The sequence below is a fragment of the Streptomyces sp. NPDC056600 genome (genome assembly GCF_042792855.1).
Lineage (GTDB): Bacteria > Actinomycetota > Actinomycetes > Streptomycetales > Streptomycetaceae > Streptomyces.
Genome location: NZ_JBHTVQ010000072.1, coordinates 12778 through 32527 on the forward strand (window position 1 = coordinate 12778; position 19750 = coordinate 32527).

Below are 19750 nucleotides of genomic sequence, written 5' to 3' on the forward strand. Positions count from 1 at the left end.
GCGCACCACGACACGAGGCGCACACACATGGACTCGCCCGAGAAACGCGAGGGCCCGCGCAAGGGCCCCGTCCTCCTCGCCCTCCGACACTACGGCCGGGAACTCGCCCGGCTCCGGCGTTTCACCGTCCCCGCCCTGCTGCTCCCCGCACTGGGCAACATCGGCCTCTACTACGTCGCCCCGCTGATCGTCGCCAAGCTGATCGGCCACGTCGCCGGCGAGAAGGACCCGGGCGGCCCGGGGACCTTCGGCTCCGCGCTCCCCTACGTCCTCGGCTTCGCCGGCGTGCTGCTGTTCGCCGAGGCGCTGTGGCGCCTGGGCCTGCACTGCCTCAACCGCCTGGACGCGTACGGCATCGAGCACCTCTACGTCGTCGGGATGGACGAGCTCTACGCCAAGGACTCAGCCTTCTTCCACGACAACTTCGCCGGCTCCCTCACCAAGCGGGTCCTCAGTTTCGCCACCCGCTTCGAGGAGTTCGCCGACACCCTGACCTTCAACATCATGGGCAGCTTCGTGCCGCTCGCCTTCGGCTCCGTCATCCTGTGGAACTACGACCCGCTGCTGGTCGTCGGTCTGCTGACGATGCTCGCGGTCACGGCCTGCTGCGTGGTCCCGCTCATCCGGCGCCGCCAGCGGCTGGTCGCCCGGCGGGAGGAGGCCATCGCCCGGGTCTCCGGTCACGTGGCCGACAGCCTGATGAACATGGAGACCGTCCGCGCCTTCGCCGCCGAGCGGCGGGAGGCGGACGAGCACCGCACCAGGGTCGCCGAGTCACGCCGTCTCACCCTGCGGTCCTGGGACTTCGGCAACCTGCGCATCGACACACTGATCGCCCCGATGTCGGTGCTGACCAACCTGCTGGGGCTGCTGCTCGCGGTCTCGCTCGGCGGCGGGACGCACAGCGTGGAGGCGGTCGTCGTCGCCTTCACCTACTACACCAACGCGACCCGGATCATGTTCGAGTTCAACCAGATCTACCGCCGGCTGGAGAGCTCGATGACGGAGGCCGCCCAGTTCACCGAACTGCTGCTGTCGCCGCCCACCGTGCTCGACCCGCCGGAACCCGAACCGCTGCGCCCCGACGGCGCCGACGTCCGCTTCGAGCGGGTGACCTTCGCCCACGGCGGCGGCGCACCGCTCTTCGACGGGCTCGACCTGGCGGTGCCCAGCGGGGCGAAGATCGGCCTGGTCGGCCGCTCCGGCGGCGGCAAGACCACGCTCACCCGGCTGCTGCTGCGGATGACCGACATCGACGGCGGTCGCATCCTGATCGGCGGTCAGGACATCAGCCGCATGCGGCAGGCCGATCTGCGCAGCATGATCGCCTACGTGCCGCAGGAGCCGGCGATGTTCCACCGGACGCTCAAGGAGAACATCGCCTTCGCCCGGCCGGGGGCCACCGACGCGGAGATCCGCCGCGCCGCCGAGGCGGCGCACGTCACCGAGTTCGCCGACGCGCTGCCGGAGGGCTTCGAGACGATGGTCGGCGAACGGGGCGTCAAGCTCTCCGGAGGGCAGCGGCAGCGGGTCGCGCTCGCCCGGGCCATCCTGCGCGACGCGCCCGTCCTGCTGCTGGACGAGGCGACCAGCGCGCTCGACTCGGAGAGCGAGATCCTCATCCAGGAGGCGCTCTGGCGGCTCATGGAGGGGCGCACCGCACTCGTGGTGGCCCACCGGCTCAGCACGGTGGCCGGCATGGACCGCCTGGTGGTCCTCGACCGGGGGCGCATCATCGAGCAGGGGGCCCACCACGAACTGCTCGCCGCGGACGGCGTCTACGCCAAGCTGTGGGAGCACCAGTCCGGAGGCTTCCTGGAGGACGACGACCCGGTCCGGGCCGGCAACCCGGTCTGAGCGTCACCCGCCGCACCGCCCTCGCGCGGTGCGGCGGGCGTCCAGGGTCTGGCCCGGCGTCACCTGCGTGTTCTAGGTTGCGCGCATGCCAGAACTCCCTGGCCGGACCCCGGCCGAGATCCTCGCCCGCCTCGACGCCCTGCGCGCCGCCGACCTGCCGGTGCGCGGCGGACGGACCATGGCCTACGTCTACGACTCCGGACTGGACGGGGCGGAGGAACTGGCCCTCGCCGCCCAGGCCCGGGTGGCGGGGGTCAACGGCCTGGACATGACGGTGTTCCCGAGCGTCGTCACGCTGGAGAACGAGGTGACCGCCCGCGCGGCCCGGCTGCTCGGCGGCGACGCCCGCACCGCCGGAGTGTTCACCAGCGGCGGCACCGAGAGCTGTCTGCTCGCCGTGCTGACCGCGCGCGAGCACGCCCGCAGGACACGGGGCCTGCGGGAGGGCGCCGAACTGCTGCTGCCCGCCACCGCCCACGCCGCCTTCCACAAGGCGGCCCACCTCTTCGGACTCACGGTCGTCGAGGTGCCCGTCGACCCGGAGACCTGCGAGGTCCGGGCCGAGGACATGGCCGCGGCGATCACCGACCGCACCGCGCTGGTGGTCGTCTCCGCCCCGTCCTACCCGCACGGAGTGATCGACCCGGTCGCCGACGTCGCGGCCGCGGCCGCCGCGCGAGGCGTCCTCTGCCACGTCGACGCCTGCATCGGCGGCTGGTACCTCGGCCACCTGAGGCTCGCGCCGGACGCCCCCGAACTGCCGCCCTTCGACCTGTCCGTCCCCGGCGTCACCTCCCTCTCCGCGGACCTGCACAAGTACGGGTACACCCCCAAGGGCGCCTCGGTGGTGCTGTTCCGTGACGCCGGCCTCAGACGCCACGGCTGGTTCGCCCACGCCGGATGGCCGGGCTACCCCGTCGTCAACCCCACACTCCAGGGCACCCGCTCGGCCGCGCCGCTGGCCGGCGCCTGGGCGGTTCTCGAGCACATCGGCACGGACGGGTACGTCGAGCTGGCCCGCCGCGTCCACGCGGCGACGGGCCGCCTCGCGGAGGGGATCGCGACGGTCGACGGGCTGCGCGTGCTGGGGCGGCCCCGCGCCTCCCTGCTCGCCGTCGCCTCCGAGGACCCGGCCCTGGACGTGTTCGTCCTGGCCGACGAGATGAGGACGGCCGGCTGGTACCTCCAGCCGCAGCCCGCCCGCGGGTCCTCCCCGGCCAACCTGCACCTGACGGTCACCGCGGCCGCCGCCGGCGAGGAACGCCTGCGCGAACTGCTCGCCGAGCTGGAGAAGGCCGCCGCCCGGGCGCGCTCGGCGGGACCGGCCGTCGTGGATCCCGAGGTCGCCGCCGTCGCGGCCGCGCTGGACCCCGAGGCGCTGGGCGAGGACGAGGTGGCCGTCGCGCTCGCGGTGGCGGGGGTCGGCGAGGACGGAACCCTCCCGGAGCGGACGGCGCCCGTGCTGGCGGTCCTCCAGGCGATGCCGCCCGCACTCGCGGAGCGGCTGCTGCCGGAGGTGATCGGGCGGCTCTACCGGGTCTGAGAGGATCGGGCCAGACCCTGTTCTCCCGCGACGAGGAGCCGAAGGTGCAGCACCCATCCCTGGCGTACAGCGACGTGAAGTCCGCACGCGACCGGATCGCCGGGCGCGTCCGGCCGGTGACGGTGGCGCCGGTCGAGCCGGGGACGTTCGACGGGTTCCCGGTCCATCTCGCCCTGGAGCTGATGCAGTTCACCGGCAGCTTCAAGGCGCGCGGCGCGCTCAACTTCGTCGAGGCGCACCGGGAGCAGGGCTCGCTGCCCGAGGCCGGGGTGAGCATCGCCTCCGGCGGCAACGCGGGCGTCGCCTGCGCGTGGGCGGCCCGGCGGGCGGGGGTCCGCTCCACCGTCTTCCTCCCCGAGGCGGCGCCCGAGGTGAAGGTGCGCCAGCTGCGGCAACTCGGCGCCGAAGTACGGCTGGTGGGCTCCGAGTACGCCGAGGCGGCCGCCGCCTGCGAGGAGTTCGCCCGGGAGAGCGGGGCGCTCGCCTCCCACGCCTACGACCATCCGCTGATCGCGGCCGGCGCGGGCACGCTGCTGGAGGAGATCCGCGAGCGGGTGCCCGGCCTGGACACGGTGGTCGTCTCGGTCGGCGGCGGGGGCCTCATGGCGGGCATCGCCACGGCCGCGCGGACGCACGGGGTGCGGACGGTGGCGGTGGAGCCGGAGAACTGCCGGGCGCTGCACGCCGCGCTCGAGGCCGGACGGCCTGTGGACGTCCCCGTCCGGTCGGTGGCCGCCGACTCGCTCGGCGCGCGCCGGGTCTCCGCGGACGCCCTGGCGGCCGCCCGGGAGGACTCCGTACGGTCCGTGCTGGTGCCCGACACGGCGATCGTCGAGGCGCGGCGGCTGCTCTGGGAGGAACGGCGGCTCGCAGTGGAGCACGCCGCGGCGGCCGCGCTCGCGGCGGTCCTCCCGCAGCGGGACCCCGGCCACGGGTACGTCCCCGAGCCGGGCGAGCGGGTCTGCGTGGTCCTCTGCGGCGCGAACACGGATCTGTCCGACCTCGCCGGCTGAGCGGGGCCGTCCTCTGCCGGGCATGGTCGCCGGCCTTCCCGGCCGCCTGCGTGCGACCGTGCCGGCGCACGGTCGTCGGCGGCCCTTGTCCGCCCTGCCGGTGAGGGCGTCGCCGGTTCCGGTCCCCGGCGATACCGGGGGACCTCCACGACGCACAGCCGTGCGGCAGCCGGGCTTGCGCAGTTCCCCGCGCCCCTGACGGGGCGCTGCCCGCACCGTTCGGTTGCCGTGGGGCGGCCGGGTTTGCGTGGTTTCCCGCGCCCCTACGGGGCGCTGCCCGCACCGTTCGGTTGCCGTGGGGCGGCCGGGTTTGCGTGGTTTCCCGCGCCCCTGACGGGGCGCTGCCCGCATCGCCCGGTGCATCGGCGCCGCTGCGACGTCGTCCGGCGGACGCGCCCAGGCCGGTCACCCCAGCTCAGGTCCGCCGCGCCCGCCGGGCCGGGCGGCGGCGTCGTGGGCGGCGGGTGAGTCCGGCTCGCGGGGCGGTACCGCCGCGTTCGGCCGCCCGGGCGATGTTGCGGGCCATGCCGCCGAACACCACCGCGTGGAACGGCGACACCGCCCACCAGTAGGCGTGACCCAGCAGCCCGTGCGGGTGGAAGAGAGCCCGCTGCCGGTAACGGGTGCGACCGTCGGGACCGGCGTCCGCGTACAGCTCCAGCCAGGCGAGCCCCGGCAGACGCATCTCGGCACGCAGCCGCAGCAGCCGGCCCCGGTCGATCTCCTCCACCCGCCAGAAGTCGAGCGAGTCGCCGGCCCGCAGGCGCGTCGCGTCACGGCGGCCACGGCGCAGACCGACGCCGCCCGCCATCCGGTCCAGCACCCCGCGCGCGGACCAGGCCAGCGGGAAGGAGTACCAGCCGTTCTCGCCGCCGATCCCCTCGATCACCCGCCACAGCGCCTCGGGGGGAGCGTCCACGGTCCGCTGCCGCCGGTCCGTGTACAGGCTGCCGCCCGCCCAGTCCGGGTCGGTCGGCAGCGGGTCGCTCGGCGTGCCCGGCACCGCCGCGTTCGACCAGCGGGTGTCCACCCGCGCCTCGCGGACGTTGCGCAGCGCGAGCCGTACCGCCTGCTCGAAGCTCAGCGGGCCGCCCGGGGGATCCGGCAGGTACCGGGTGATGTCGTGCTCGCCGCAGACCACCTCGTGCCGCAGCGACTCGGTCAGCGGCTTTGCGATCGAGGCGGGCACCGGCGTGACCAGGCCGACCCAGTGACTGGACAGACGGGGCGTGAGCACCGGCACCGGCACGATCACCCGGGGCGGCAGGCCCGCCACCTCCGCGTAGCCGCGCATCATGTCCCGGTAGGTCAGGATGTCCGGCCCGCCGATGTCGAAGGTGCGGTTGACGTCCGCGGGGAGCCGCGCGCAGCCCACCAGCCACCGCAGCACGTCGCGGACGGCGACCGGCTGGATCCGGGTCCGCACCCAGCTCGGGGTGACCATGACGGGCAGCCGCTCGGTGAGATAGCGCAGCATCTCGAAGGAGGCCGAACCGGATCCGATGATGACGGCGGCCCGCAGCACGGCCGTCGGCACGCCCGACTCCAGCAGGACGCGGCCCACCTCGGAGCGCGAACGCAGATGCGGCGACAGCTCCTCCACGGGCACCCCGGCGGGAGTGAGCCCGCCCAGGTAGACGATCCGGCGGACGCCCGCGGCCCGGGCCTGCTCGCCGAAGATCCGCGCGGCCCGCCGGTCGGTCTCCTCGAAACCGGAGCCGGTCCCCAGCGCGTGGACCAGGTAGTACGCCACGTCGATGCCCCGCATGGCCTCCGCGGTCGACTCCTGGTCGGTGACGTCGCCCCGTACCACCTCGGCCTCGCCCGCCCAGGGATGGTCGCGCAGCTTGCCGGGGGAGCGGGCCAGGCACCGCACCCGGTGTCCGGCGGCCAGAAGTTCGGGGACCAGGCGGCCGCCGATGTACCCCGTCGCACCCGTCACCAGGCAGTGCAGTGGCGCGGCGTCGCCGCTGGCGCCCTCGCTCATCGGCCTCGCTCCCGTCCTCGACGCCGGCTCCGCGTCCGGCCGCCTCCAGGATGATCCACCTTGGGGCGCCCCGCATCGCGGGACCGGCGAACGGTCCTCAGCATGCCGCGGCGGCAGTACGGAGAACGGGTGTGCCCCGGCGAAACGCGTTCGCCGGGGCACACCCGTTCGTGGCGGGGGGACGGCCGGTCAGACCGCCGGGGCCGGGTAGGTCGGGTACTCCACGCCGGAGACGTGCTGCACCACCCGGATCACCTGGCACGAGTAGCCGAACTCGTTGTCGTACCACAGGTAGAGGATCGCGTTGTCGCCCTCGACCTTGGTGGCGCCGGCGTCGACGATCGAGGCGTGACGCGAACCGATGAAGTCGCTGGAGACCGCGTCGGGGGCGCTGATGAAGTCGATCTGGCGCTTCAGCGGCGAGGTCAGCGACACCTCGCGCAGGTACTCCAGGACCTCGGCGCGGGTGGTGCCGCGCTTCAGCTGCAGGTTGAGGATGGCGATCGAGACGTCCGGGGTGGGGACGCGGATCGAGCTGCCGGTGATGGTCGCCTCGAGGTCGGGCAGCGCCTTCGCCACGGCGGAGGCGGCGCCGGTCTCGGTGATGACCATGTTCAGCGGCGCGGAGCGGCCACGGCGGTCACCCTTGTGGTAGTTGTCCAGCAGGTTCTGGTCGTTGGTGAACGAGTGGATGGTCTCCACGTGACCGCGCAGGACGCCGTACTCGTCCTCCATCGCCTTCAGCGGCGGCACGATCGCGTTGGTCGTGCAGGACGCGCAGGAGATGACGTTCTCGTCCGGCTTGATCATGTCGTGGTTGACGCCGTGCACGATGTTCGGGACGTCGCCCTTGCCCGGAGCGGTCAGCACGACCTTGTCGATACCGGGGCGCAGGTGCTTGGACAGGCCCTCGCGGTCGCGCCACTTGCCGGTGTTGTCGATCAGGATGGCGTTCTTGATGCCGTACGCGGTGTAGTCCACCGACTCGGGGGAGTCGGAGTAGATCACCTGGATCGTGTGGCCGTTGGCCACGATCCGGTTGTTCTCCTCGTCCACCGTGATGGTGCCCTGGAACTGGCCGTGGATGGAGTCGCGGCGCAGCAGGGAGGCGCGCTTGACCAGGTCCTGGCCACCGCCGTCGCGGACCACGATCGCCTTGAGGCGCAGGCCGTTGCCCGATCCGGCCTTCTCGATGAGCAGGCGCGCCAGCAGGCGGCCGATCCGGCCGAAGCCGTAGAGGACCACGTCGCGGCCCTCGCGACGCTCGATCTTGTTGGCGCCGGTGGCGCCGGCGACGGCCTCGGCGGTGAACTCCTCGACCGACAGGCCGCGGTCGTCGGCCTTGTGGGCCACGGCCAGCATGCCGATGTCGATCTGCGAGGGGCCGAGGTCCAGCGTGGTGAGGGCCTTCAGGAAGGGCATCGTCTCGACGACCGACAGCTCCCCGCCGACGATCTGCCGGGCGAAGCGGTGGGTCTTGAGGATGCTGATGACCGACTTGTTCACCAGGGAGCGGCTGTGGACCAGGACCGTGACGTCCTGCTCCCGGTGCAGCTTCCCGATGATCGGGATCATCGACTCCGCGATCTCCTCGCGGTTCTTCCAGTTGGTGAACGAGTCGTCGTTGACAGTCACTGGTCCATCTTTCGAGCTAGGCGGCGCTCACATGTTAACCATCTCGAAGGATGGTCATTCAAACCGGGTCGGGCGCGGGGTGGCCCGGTGGAGCCCGGTGGAGCGGCCACGCCGCGATTCGCGCCGGTCCGTCCGCTTCCGGGCGGGCGGGGGTGACCAGGATGTGTGCTTGATCACCCGTTCTTCAGGGGCCGCCCCGCACGGCGCACGCCCGTCGCCGGCCGCTCGGTGGCGGAGCCGTCCACCGCCATCGCCACCGCGGCGCACAGCGGCGGAGCCGTCCACCGCGGCGCACAGCGGCGGAGCCGTCCACCGCCACCGCGGCGCTCGACATCTCCGCGAACCCGCGACAGCCGCGCTCCTCACCTCGCCGGGCGGCCGGCGTCCAGTCGTAGCCGGCGCCCCTCGAAGCGGCGGGTGAACATCCGGTCGTGACTGACGACCACCAGCGCGCCCGGCCACTCCGCCAGTGCCTCCTCCAGTTCCTCGACCAGGCCGGGGGAGAGGTGATTGGTGGGTTCGTCCAGCAGCAGGAGACCCGCCGGCTCGCGCAGCACCCGTGCCAGCCCCAGCCGCCGCGCCTGCCCCACGGAGAGATCGCCCGCCGCCGTCCCCAGGGCCGACGGCGCGAAGAGTCCCAGGGACAGCAGCGCCTCGCGGTGCTCCTCCGGGTCCCCGGGCAGCCCTTCCGCGTACGCGGCGAGCAGACTGCGCCGCGGGTGGCTCAGGACGGTCTCCTGCGGCAGCCACGCGGTCCGCGCGGTACGGCGGACCTCACCGCGCTCGGGCGCCAGATCCCCGGCCAGAACCCGCAGCAGCGTGCTCTTGCCCGCGCCGTTCGGGCCGGTGACCAGGAGGCGTTCACCCGGACCGACCGCGAGGGCGCCGACCTCCAGTCGGCCCGCCACCCGTACGCCCAGCAGCTCGGCCACCGGTTCGGGGTCGGGCGACGCTTCGGCGGAGAGAGCGCCGCTCCCCGCCGGCAGACGGAAACGCAAAGGTTCGGGCGGGCGGGGGACCGGGTTCTCCTCCAGGCGCCGCAGCCGCTCCCCGGCGTTGCGGATGCGGGCGGAGATCTGCCGCTCGACACCGCGCTGGTGCCGCTGGTTCGACCGTTCCGTCGTGGCCGCGCGCCGAGCCCCCGACGTCATCCGGTCCGTGGCCCGCGCGGCCAGGGCGCGCTGCTGCGCCAGCTCGTCCAGCCAGTCCCGGTACGCCCGTTCCCAGCGCTTGCGGGCCGCGGCCCTCGCCCTCAGGTACCCGGCATAACCGTCGCCGTGACGGTGCACGGCACGGTGTTCGGCGTCCACCTCCCACAGCGTGGTGGCGACCCGCTCCAGGAAGAGACGGTCGTGGGAGACCACCACCACCGTCCCCCGGTGGGTCCGCAGCCGCTCCTCCAGCCAGCCCAGGGCGGAGGCGTCGAGATGGTTCGTCGGTTCGTCCAGCAGCAGCAACTGCGGTGACGCCGCCAGCGCACAGGCCAGGGCGAGCCGGGCCTGCTCGCCGCCGGACAGGCTGCCGAGACGGCGGCCGGCGGCGATCCGGCCCAGGCCCAGGCCGTGCAGGGAGGCGGCGACCCGGGCGTCGGCCGCGTAGCCGTCGCGGGCCTCGAAGGTCTCCAGCAGGTCGCCGTAGGCGGCCAGCAGCGGCCCGGTCTCCTCGGGAGCGGCCGTGGCAAGGGCGCCCTCGGTGTCCCGCAGCGCCCGTTCGAGGGCCCGCAGACCGGCCAGAGCGTGATCGACCGCGTCCTGGACGGTGTCCTCGGGCGGCAGGCCGGGGACCTGCGGCAGATGGCCGACACCGCCCGGGGCGCGGACCCCGACCCGGCCGGAGGCGGGCTGTTCCAGCCCGGCCAGCACGCGCAGCAGGGTGGACTTGCCGGAGCCGTTCTCGCCCAGCACGCCGACGCGTTCACCGAGCGTCGCGGAGCCGCGCACACCGTCGAGCAGCGGACGGCCGCCAGGGGAGAGGGACACCTCGTCCAGCACCAACTGGAAGGCGCCGGACCGGTCTTCGGGTACAGGGGTGCCCGGAAAGGGAGAAGCGTGCATGAGGTTCCGCCGTATCGGAGGAGAGAGGTGATCGGATGACGGCGGGGAAGCGCGACGGCCGGCGCGACGCCACCACAGGCGTCCGGCCGGTGCCTCCCGGGCGGAACTCAGAGGAAGAAGTAGAAGAACCCGATCACCCGGCCAGTGTACCGCCGGAGTCTTGACGGGCCGTGTGAAACACATCGATAGTTTTTGTATCTCCGACTCGCGGGGGTGTGCGTACACGGTGGCGGGGAGGAACGACGCATGGGCCGATATCGCCGGCTTCGGCGCATCCGGCAGATGGACCCCCGGCGGGACCACGAGCAGATCTACCGCTGGATCACGCACTACGAGTTCCCGGTGGACTACCTCCACGGGACGTCGATCGCCTTCCTGCGCGACTACGGCGTGCCCCGCATCTCCCGGCTCCTCGACCGCACCCAGGAGTTCGAACGCGCCGGTCAGAAGCGCTACGACGACACGGTGCTGATCGCCTATGAGATGGTGCGCGAGGGCATCGACTCCGAGCACGGCCGGGCCGCCGCCCGTCACCTCAACCGCATCCACGGCCGCTACCGCATCCCCAACGAGGACTTCCTCTACGTCCTGGCCACCACGGTGGTCGGGCCCAAACGCTGGATCGACCGGTACGGCTGGCGCCGGCTGTGCGACCAGGAGGCCGAGAGCCTCGCGCTGGTCGGTCACCGGATGGGCCGGATGATGGGCATCACCGGCGTCCCCGACACCTACGCCGGGTTCGAGCGGCTCCACGACGCCTACGAGCGGGAGATGTTCGCCTACGACCCCGCCAACCGCAGGGTGGCCGCGGCCACCCTGCGCGTCTTCGCCGCCTGGTACCCCGCGCCCTTCCGCCGGATCGCGACCCGCGTCGCCCTCGCCGCCCTCGACGAGCCGCTGCTCACCGCCCTGGGTTTCGGCCCTCAGCCCCGGTGGCTCAGGACGGCCACCCACCGCGCGCTGCGCACCAGGGCGGCGCTGATCCGGCTGCTGCCCGGCCGCCCCGAGCGCTTCCCGAAACTGCCCGAGGCACGCACCTACCCCTTCGGCTGGACCCTCGACGACCTCGGCCCGCACTGGGCCCACTCCCGCCCGACGGCCCCCCTGCACGACGAGGCGCCGACGGAAGCGGCCGTCGTCCCGCACCAGCAGACCTCCCCGCACGACGTCCCCCGTCAGGAGCCCCGATGACCGACACCACCTCCGCCGCGGACACCGCCGCGAGCACCACGACCTTCACCACCCGCTCCCCGGCCACCGGAGCCCCCCTCGCCGAGCACCCGGTGGACGGCCCCGAGCAGGTGGCGCACGCGGTCGCCCAGGCCCGGAAGGTCCAGGAAGGCTGGGCCGCGTTGCCCGCCGCACGCCGCCGCGACCAGCTGCTGCGCTGGAAGCGGTCCCTGGCCGCCGAACTCGGCACCGTCGCACGGACCGTCTCGCAGGAGACCGGGAAGCCCGCGGGGGACGCGGAACTCGAGGTCGTCCTCACCCTGGAACACCTGGCCTGGGCGGCCCGCAACGCCGGCCGGGTGCTGCGCCGGCGCAAGGTCGGCACCACCCTCTTCACCGTCCACCAGCGGGCCTCCCTGGTGTACCGGCCGCTGGGCGTGGTCGGCGTCATCGGGCCGTGGAACTACCCCTGCTACACGCCCATGGGGTCCGTCGGCTACGCGCTCGCGGCCGGCAACGCCGTCGTCCTCAAGCCGTCCGAGCTGACCCCGGCGACCGGGCTCCTGCTGGCCGAACTCTTCGACGCCGCCGTGCCCGAGCACGCCGGACTGCTCACCACCGTCACCGGCGGCGCCTCCACCGGGCAGGCACTGGCCCGGTCGGGGGTCGACAAGCTGGCCTTCACCGGATCGCCCGGCACGGCCCGCAAGGTGATGGCGGTGTGCGCCGAGTCCCTGACCCCGTTCCTGGCCGAGTGCGGCGGCAAGGACGCCGTGATCGTCACGGCGGACGCGGACCTGGACGCCGCCGCCGAGGCGATCGTCTGGGGCTCGCTGAGCAACGCCGGCCAGACCTGCGCGGGCGTCGAACGCGTCTACGCGGTGCGGGAGATCCACGAGGAGCTGTGCCGGCGGGTGGTCGAGCGCGCCACGGCGCTGCGGACGGGCGCCGAGGACGGCGCGGCCTACGGGCCGATGACGATGCCCGGCCAGGTCCCCGTCGTCGAACGGCATGTGACCGGGGCGGTGGAGTCGGGCGGACGGGCCCTGCTGGGCGGACCGGAGTCGGTGAAGGCGCCCTACGTGGAGCCCGTCGTGCTGACCGGGGTGCCCGAGGACGCGGCGGCGATGACGGAGGAGACCTTCGGTCCGGTCGTGGTCGTCAACTCCGTCGCCGACGTCGACGAGGCGGTGGACCGGGCCAACGCCTCCCGCTACGCCTTGGGCGCGGCGGTGTTCAGCGGGAGCGCGCGCACCGGCGCGGCCGTCGCCTCCCGGCTGCGGGCCGGAGCGGTGTCGGTGAACTCCGTCCTCGGCTTCGCCGCGGTGCCGGCCCTGCCGTTCGGCGGCGCCCAGGAGTCCGGCTTCGGGCGCATCCACGGCGAGGAGGGGCTGCGGGCGTTCGCCTCGGTCCAGTCCATGACGGTGCAGCGCTTCAGCCCGCCGATCGCCCTGACCTCCTTCGAGGTGCCGGACGCCGTCCGCGAGCGCGCGGTGCGCATGGCGCAGTCGCTGCACCGGCGGCGCTGAGCGGTCGCGGGCGGGAGGGGCGGGGCGGCGCGGGGCGGTGTCAGGCGGTGAGCGCCATGAAGCCGCCCCGCGTGGGGCCGCCGTTCATGAGCGCCGGGACGTCGACCACCTCAGGCAGTCGCTCCACAGAGAGGACCACCGCGCCGCCCGCCCGCGCGGCGTCGCCGCACCAGGCGTTCATGTCGGCCTCGCCCAGCACCAGGGCGGCCAGCGAGGGGATGACGGCGCCCTGCTCCCCGGGGCCGTCCACCACGCACAGGGTGTGCTTGGGGAAGATGCTCCACCCCTCGCAGGTGGGCAGTGACCGGTCCTCGGTCGCCAGCGGCGGCAGGGCCTCGTGGAACGGCGCGCCGCTCAGCAGCAGCAGCGGCGTTGCGCCGGGCACGAACATCGCTTTCTCCGGATCCAGAAGCATCCGCCAACTCTGGCAGGTGAGGACCGTCCTTGACCAGCCGCCCCGGGGCACGAACACGGATCAGTCCCCTGCCGGACGCCCGGCGACCAGCTCGACGGCCCCGCTGCCGCGCGTGCGGACCACCAGGCACTCGCGTACCCGTGCGGCGACCGCGGCGGGCAGCACCGCGCCGAGCCGCTCCGGCGGCACGGCCAGCAGACCCCCGGCGCCTCCGCCGGCGACGGCCGTACCGACCGCCGCCCCTGCGCCCCCGCTCGCACCGCCCGTCACGATCACCCCGCCGGTGTCGGTCGTCCGTGTCGCCTCCGCCCCACCCGCGCCGGTCGCTCCGGCGGCGCTGCCGGGGCGGTTCGCGGCGTGGAGGTCGGCGTTGAGGCCCGCTCCCGCGGCGGTCGCGGCGTCCGCGTAGGTCGTGCAGGCCGCGGCTTCCGTGTCGGTGAGGACGCCGCCGTCGTAGACGTGCAGGGTCTCCGGGAGCACGTGGGCGCCCTCGCAGCCGGAGGCGGCGCCGGGGAGCCAGTCCACGGCGAGCAGCGCGCCCGGCGGCACGCCCCGCCCCAGTCGCTCGCGCAGCACGCGGTGGGCGGCCCGGCGGGGCGTCTCGCCGGTGTCGCCGGCGACCGGGGCCGCGGGCGGCGACCAGCCCGCCTCTCCCTCGCGCACCAGCACCACCCGGCCCGCCGGGTCGGTGAGCAGCACGGCGGCGGTGGTGCACGCCTTGGCCCGGGTGGCCAACCGGTCGGCGGCCGCCGCGGGACCGGCGCCCACCTCCTCGAGCGGGGTCGCCCGCCGGGCCGCGGGAAGGCCCACCGCGGACCCGGGCTGGGGCAGACCCCCCTCCAGGTGCGCGACCGTGCCCGCGGCCATCGCCCGCAGCCCGTACCTGAGCCGGTTGCCGATCTGGGCGGGAAGCACGGCCAGGGCCTCCTCGGGGGCCAGCCAGTGGACGGCCAGGATCTCCCCGTCCGGGAAGCCGATCGCCGCGACCTGCTCCTCCGTCAGCGGCCCCACCGTGAACACGTGCACGTCCAGGGCCCGGCCGTAGGTGCGCGCCGGGGTGCTGTCCACGGCGACGAGCCGGCCCACCGGCACCCCGGTCAGCCCGAGCTCCTCCGCCAGCTCCCGGGCCGCGCCCCGGCGAGGGGACTCCTGCGCGTGGACCATGCCGCCGGGCAGGCCGAAGGGGGAGCCGCCGCCGTGGTCGTAGGAGTGCTCGGCCACCAGCACCCGCCCGCGCGTGTCGGTGATCAACGCGGCCGCCGCCATCATCGGGGAGGGGAGCAGCGCGTAGTGGTCCTTGAGGTCCACCGGCACGGGCCGGCCCCGGCGCAGCTGCGCGGTGTGCGAGCCCAGCGACGCCCGCAGGGCGGCCGTCGCCCGGAGGCGCAGCGGCTTCGGCAGCCTGCGCAGCGCCTCCCGCTCGGTGACGTACTCCGCCGCGCGCAACTCCTCCTGCTGCAGCACCAGTTCCTCCACCGCCAGCGGGCGGCGCGGGTGCACCGCGTAGACGCAGGCGACGTGGGCGCGGCCGTAGACCTCCTTGGGCATGCTGTCGACCACCAGCAGTCGCCCGACGCGCGCGCCCCGGATGCCGAGCTCCTCGCGCAGCTCGCGCTCGAGCGCGGCCACCGGCTCCTCGTCGTCGACCATGCCGCCCGGCAGGTCCCAGCCCTCCTTGTAGGAGGGGTCGACGATCAGCACCCGGCCGGATCCGTCACGGATCAGCGCGTCCGCCGCCATGACCGGCGCGGGGTGGACCGCGAGGTACTCGGAAAGACCGGCCGCATCGGCCGCGGGCTGGGTCACCGTCACAGAGAAACCTCCACCGGACGCCGCATCGCGCCTCCTCGCTTCGAACGCATGTGTGCTCACAAGGAGCAACGAGCAAGGTGACGGTGCGTAACGGCTGGATCCGGACGTTCTCGGACGGTGACGGCGGCGCCTGGTTCCGGACGCGGCCTCTCACCAGGTGTCGACGAACCGCCCTTCCCCGGGCGCGCCCCGGTCGTCCTCCCAGCCGTCCAGCGCGGCGAGGATCCAGGCCCGGGAGTCGGCCGGATCGATGACCGCGTCGATCTCCAGTGCCGCCGCCGCGTTCACCGCCTTGCCCCGCTCGTGGAGTTCGGCCACCCGCGCCTCGAACACCCGGGCCCGCTCCCCGGGATCCTCGATCGCCTCCAGCTCCCGCCGGTGGCCGAGCCGGACCGCGCCCTCCAGCCCCATCCCGCCGAACTCCCCGCTGGGCCAGGCCGCGGTGGCCGCCGGAGCCCGCGTGGAGCCGCCCAGCATGGCCATCGCGCCCAGGCCGTAGGCCTTGCGCAGCACCAACCCGACCATCGGCACCCGCAGATGGGCGCCCGCGACGAAGAGCCGGGCGAAGTGCCGTACCGTCGCGGTCCGTTCGGCGTCCGGACCGACCATGAAACCCGGGGTGTCGCACAGCGAGAGGACCGGCAGCCCGAAGGCGTCGCACAACTGCAGGAAACGCGCCGCCTTGTCGGCCGCGTCCCGGTCGATCGCGCCGCCCAGGTGACCCGGATTGCTGGCCAGCAGTCCCAGCGGCCTCCCCTCCACCCGTACCAGGCAGGTCAGGACGCCCACCCCGAACTCCGGGCGCAGCTCCAGCACCGAGCCGGTGTCCGCGAGGCCGCGCACCGCGGCGCGGATGTCGTAGGCGCGCCGGCGGTTCTCCGGCACCACCCGCCGCAGCAGCCGACGGTCCGGGGCCTCCCAGTCGTCGACGGGCCCCCGGAAGTAGGAGAGGTACCGCCGAGCCACCCGGACGGCCTCCGCCTCGTCAACGACGGCGACGTCCACCACCCCGTTGGGGACCTGCACCGCGAGCGGGCCGACCTCCTCCGGCCGGTACACCCCGAGCCCGCCGCCCTCGATCATCGCCGGGCCGCCCATCCCGATGGTGGCCTCCGGCGTCGCGATCACCACGTCGCAGCAGCCCAGCAGTGCCGCGTTGCCCGCGAAACAGCGACCCGAGGCGATACCCACCAGGGGCACCCGGCCGCTCAGCCGTCCCATGGAGCGGAAGGTACTCAGGTGCAGGCCCGCCACGGCCGTCGAGTCGGTGTCGCCCGGCCGCCCGCCGCCACCCTCGGCGAACAGGACGACGGGCAGCCGCCGCCGGTACGCCAGCTCCAGCAGGCGGTCCGTCTTGCGGTGGTTGTTCATCCCCTGCGTCCCGGCCAGCACCGTGTAGTCGTAACTCATCACCGCGGACGGCCGGCCGTCGATCCGCCCGGTGCCGGTGACCATGCCGTCCGCCGGGGTGGAGCGGATCAGGTCGTCCAGGGAGCGCCGCCGCCGCTGCGCGGCCAGGGCGAGGGCGCCGAACTCGGTGAAGGCGCCCTCGTCGCACAGGTCGGCGATGTTCTCGCGGGCCGTCCGGCGGCCCTGGGCGTGCCGCTTCGCGACCGCCTCGGGGCGGTTCCCGTCCAGGCCGAAGGCGTGCCGCCGCAGTGCCTCGGCGAGATCGGGGCGCACCTCGTCCGGGTCGGCCGCCTCCTCGGCGGCCGCCTCCTCCGAGGCCGCGCCCGACGGCTCCAGCACGGCGAGCACCGCCCCCTCGGCCACCGTCCCGCCCGGCCGCACCCGCAGACCGCGGACCCGGCCGGCCCAGGGGGCGGTGACCACGTGTTCCATCTTCATCGCCTCCAGCACCAGCAACTGCCGCCCCGCGCACACCTCCTCGCCGGGCCGGACGTCCACCTGCACCACCGTGCCGGTCATCGGCGCCCGCACCAGGCCCCCTTCGCCGGCCGCGGCCCCGTCCGACGTCTCCGGCTCCGCCGGGGCGAGGACCCGCGCGCAGCGCTCCACCGCGTCCGGGCGCACCCAGAACTCCGGTTCCGCCAGCACGGCCCGCAGCAGGGGGATGCCGGTCCGCACGCCCTCGACGGCGAACTCGCCCAGCGCCCGCTGGGCCCGGGCACACGCGGCCTCCACGGAACCCGCGGGCACGTGAGCCACCACCTTGGCGAGCAGCGGGTCGTAGCGCACCCCCACCTCCGCGCCGGCCCGCAGCGCCGTGTCCACCCGGACGCCCGGCCCCGAGGGCAGGTCGAAACGGGTGAGCCGGCCAGCCGACGGCCGGCCCTCGCCGTCCGGACCCGTCGCCTCCGCGGTCACCCGGGCCTGCACCGCGTGGCCGCGTGGCGCCGGCGGCTCCGACAGCCCCAGTTCGGCCAGCGTGGTCCCGGCCGCCAGGCGCAACTGGGCGGCCACCAGGTCCACGCCGGTCACCTCCTCGGTGACCGTGTGCTCCACCTGGAGCCGGGGATTGGCCTCGATGAAGCGGAACTCCCCTTCCAGCACCAGGAATTCGACGGTCACGAGCCCCGCGCACCCGGCCCTGCGGGCGAGTTCCAGCGCGGCGTCGCGCATCGACGCGCGCAAGGGCTCCGCCAGGCCGGGCGCCGGCGCCATCTCGATCACCTTCTGACGGCGGCGCTGGGTCGTGCAGTCGCGGTCCCACAGGTGTGTGACCGCCCCACGGGAGTCCCCGACCACCTGCACCTCGACGTGCCGGGCCCCCTCCATCAGCCGCTCCGCGTACAACGCGTCGCGTCCGAAGTTCTGCCGGGCCTCCGAGCGGCACCGCCGCCACGCCTCGTCCAGCTCCTCGGCACGCCGCACCACCCGCATGCCGCGCCCGCCGCCTCCGGCGACCGCCTTGACCATCACCGGCCCGCCCGACAGCAGGGCGCGCGCCTCCTCGACGCCCGCCCCGCCGTCCGTGCCCTCGAGCACCGGCACCCCGGCCTCGCCGGCCAGCCGCCGCGCCCGCGCCTTGTCGCCGAACACCTCCAGCACCTCGGGCGCCGGACCCACGAACACCAGGCCCGCCTCGGCGCACCGGCGCGCGAACTCCGCGTCCTCGCTGAGAAATCCGTATCCCGGGTGGACGAAGCCGCAGCCGGTGCGCAGGGCCGCCTCCACCAGTCCCGCCGCGTCCAGGTAGCCGCCCGGAACCGCCACCGCCTCGTCGGCCGCGGCCAGATGCGCCTCGTCGCCCTCCGCGTGCGCCGCGACGGCACGCCACCCCAGCTCCGAGGCCGCGCGCAGCACCCGCACGGCGATCTCCCCGCGGTTGGCGACCAGTACGGCGGCAGACCCCATCAACGCTCCCCACGGACCGCGCGGCCGACCCCGCGCGACGCACATCATCGACCGGCCCCGCCATGCTCTCCAGGCCCCGGCGAGGAAGCAATGTGCGGCCGTACAGCGTCCCGAGCGGCACGACGTCATTTGTCACACCGGCCGGCAGGACGGGAACCCGGCCTCGCAAGCGGCAGGCTGGCGGCATGAAGGAACGCCTGACCCGCCGACGGCTCAACCGGGCCGCCCTCCTGCGCCAGTCGCTCCACGAGCGGGCCGAACTGTCCGTCGAGGCGATGGTCGAGCGGCTGGCCGGCGTGCACGCCCGGCACCGTGAACCCCCGTACATCGGGCTGTGGAACCGGGTCGACGGCTTCCGCCGGGAGCACCTCGCCGCGCTGCTGGACCTGCGGGCCGTCGTGCGGGCCTCGCTGCACCGCGGGGCGCGGTACCTGGTCACCGCCGAGGACTACCTCTGGCTGCGGCCCACCCTTGAGCCGATGCTGCGGGCCAGACGCGAACGCGTCCTCGGGCGGCGGACGACATGCGTCGACGGCGGTCAACTCGCCGCCGCGGCGCGGTTCCTGCTGGCCGGCCGGGTGATGCCCCGCCCCGAGCTGGGCCGGGCGCTGGCCGCCCGGTGGCCGGGGCGGGACCCCGTCGCCCTGGCGCGCGCGGCGCGGATGCTGCTGCCGGTGCTCCACCCGCCGCCGTCCGGCCTGTGGGGTCGCAGCGGCCCCGCCGCCTTCGTCCTGGCGGAGGAGTGGCTGGGCCGGGCCGTCGACCGCCGGCCCCACCCCGCCCGGCTGGTGACACGCCACCTGGCCGCGTTCGGACCGGCCACCGTCGAGGACGTCCAGGCGTGGAGCGGCGCGAGCGGGCTGCGCGAGGTGGTCGACGACCTGCGGCCGTCCCTGCGGGAGTACCGCGGCGAGGACGGCGAGGAACTGCTCGACGTGCCGGAGGCGCCGCTGCCGCCCGAGGACCTGCCCGCCCCGGTGCGCTTCCTGGCCGCGGGGGACGACGCCGTCCTCGCCCATGCCGGAGGCTCCCGGCTGTCGGGGACGGAACGGGCCCGCCACCCACCGGGCGAACCGGCCCTCCTGGTCGACGGCCTTGTCCGCGGCGGGTGGGCACTCACCCGGGAGGTGGACGGCCGCGCGGTCCTCACCGTGCGACTGTCCGCCCCCCTGCCCCGGCGGCAGCGGGCGGAGGCCGCCGAGGAGGGCGCCGCCCTGCTGCGCTTCGCCGCGGGCGACGCGGACCGCCACGACATCCGGTTCACCGCCGCCGGGTGAGGCGGTGAGGCGGTGACACGACGACATGTCGACACGGAGTCGCGGTGAGGTGGTGAGGTGGCGACTCGGTGACCGGGCGCGCCCAGCCGGGTCCCGCCGCCCGCCGCGCGCCGCCCGCCGCGCGCCGCGCGCCGCGCGCC

The 19750-nt window shown here is 74.7% G+C and carries 12 protein-coding genes; 6 read left to right on the forward strand and 6 right to left on the reverse strand.

The features are described 5' to 3' along the window. Positions 1-27: 27 nt before the first annotated feature. From ACFRAV_RS27210 to ACFRAV_RS27220, 3 genes are all read left to right on the forward strand, one after another. Positions 28-1857 (forward strand): ABC transporter ATP-binding protein, encoded by a 1830-nt coding sequence (locus ACFRAV_RS27210; protein ID WP_382559096.1) that lies wholly within the window; start codon positions 28-30, stop codon positions 1855-1857. An 85-nt stretch (positions 1858-1942) separates the two neighbouring features. After that, a complete protein-coding gene (locus ACFRAV_RS27215; RefSeq protein WP_382559098.1) occupies positions 1943-3400 on the forward strand; it encodes a pyridoxal phosphate-dependent decarboxylase family protein in 1458 nt (485 codons plus the stop codon). A gap of 44 nt (positions 3401-3444) precedes the next feature. Then, positions 3445-4413: a serine/threonine dehydratase gene (locus ACFRAV_RS27220; RefSeq protein WP_382559100.1), complete on the forward strand. Its 969-nt coding sequence runs from the start codon at positions 3445-3447 to the stop codon at positions 4411-4413. Between the two features lie 415 nt (positions 4414-4828). Here ACFRAV_RS27220 and ACFRAV_RS27225 read toward each other — a convergent pair whose 3' ends face one another. The 3 genes from ACFRAV_RS27225 to ACFRAV_RS27235 form a co-directional block, all read right to left on the reverse strand. Then, positions 4829-6400 (reverse strand): SDR family oxidoreductase, encoded by a 1572-nt coding sequence (locus tag ACFRAV_RS27225; RefSeq protein WP_382559102.1) that lies wholly within the window; start codon positions 6398-6400, stop codon positions 4829-4831. A 189-nt stretch (positions 6401-6589) separates the two neighbouring features. Further along, positions 6590-8035 (reverse strand): glyceraldehyde-3-phosphate dehydrogenase, encoded by a 1446-nt coding sequence (locus ACFRAV_RS27230; RefSeq protein WP_351117312.1) that lies wholly within the window; start codon positions 8033-8035, stop codon positions 6590-6592. 362 nt (positions 8036-8397) lie between these two features. After that, entirely contained in the window at positions 8398-10089 is a 1692-nt protein-coding gene (locus ACFRAV_RS27235; protein ID WP_382559105.1) for an ABC-F family ATP-binding cassette domain-containing protein, read from the reverse strand. 246 nt (positions 10090-10335) lie between these two features. Between ACFRAV_RS27235 and ACFRAV_RS27240 the strand changes: the two genes are divergently transcribed. Beyond that, a complete protein-coding gene (locus tag ACFRAV_RS27240; protein WP_382559107.1) occupies positions 10336-11280 on the forward strand; it encodes an oxygenase MpaB family protein in 945 nt (314 codons plus the stop codon). Then, positions 11277-12788 (forward strand): aldehyde dehydrogenase family protein, encoded by a 1512-nt coding sequence (locus ACFRAV_RS27245; protein WP_382559109.1) that lies wholly within the window; start codon positions 11277-11279, stop codon positions 12786-12788. The genes ACFRAV_RS27240 and ACFRAV_RS27245 overlap by 4 nt, the downstream gene beginning before the upstream one ends. 40 nt (positions 12789-12828) lie before the next feature. Here ACFRAV_RS27245 and ACFRAV_RS27250 read toward each other — a convergent pair whose 3' ends face one another. From ACFRAV_RS27250 to ACFRAV_RS27260, 3 genes are all read right to left on the reverse strand, one after another. After that, positions 12829-13203, reverse strand: a complete 375-nt coding sequence (locus tag ACFRAV_RS27250) for a hypothetical protein (protein WP_382559111.1) — start codon at positions 13201-13203, stop codon at positions 12829-12831. 60 nt (positions 13204-13263) lie between these two features. Further along, the gene (locus ACFRAV_RS27255) at positions 13264-15015 is read right to left on the reverse strand and encodes an NUDIX domain-containing protein (protein ID WP_382559113.1); all 1752 of its coding nucleotides are present in this window, start codon (positions 15013-15015) and stop codon (positions 13264-13266) included. Positions 15016-15165: 150 nt separating this feature from the next. Further along, the gene (locus ACFRAV_RS27260) at positions 15166-18333 is read right to left on the reverse strand and encodes a carboxyl transferase domain-containing protein (RefSeq protein ID WP_382559115.1); all 3168 of its coding nucleotides are present in this window, start codon (positions 18331-18333) and stop codon (positions 15166-15168) included. Between the two features lie 185 nt (positions 18334-18518). On the opposite strand from ACFRAV_RS27260, the gene ACFRAV_RS27265 reads away from it, so the two are divergent. After that, complete coding sequence (locus ACFRAV_RS27265; RefSeq protein ID WP_382559117.1) at positions 18519-19610, forward strand: winged helix DNA-binding domain-containing protein; 1092 nt, start codon at positions 18519-18521, stop codon at positions 19608-19610. Positions 19611-19750: the final 140 nt, after the last annotated feature.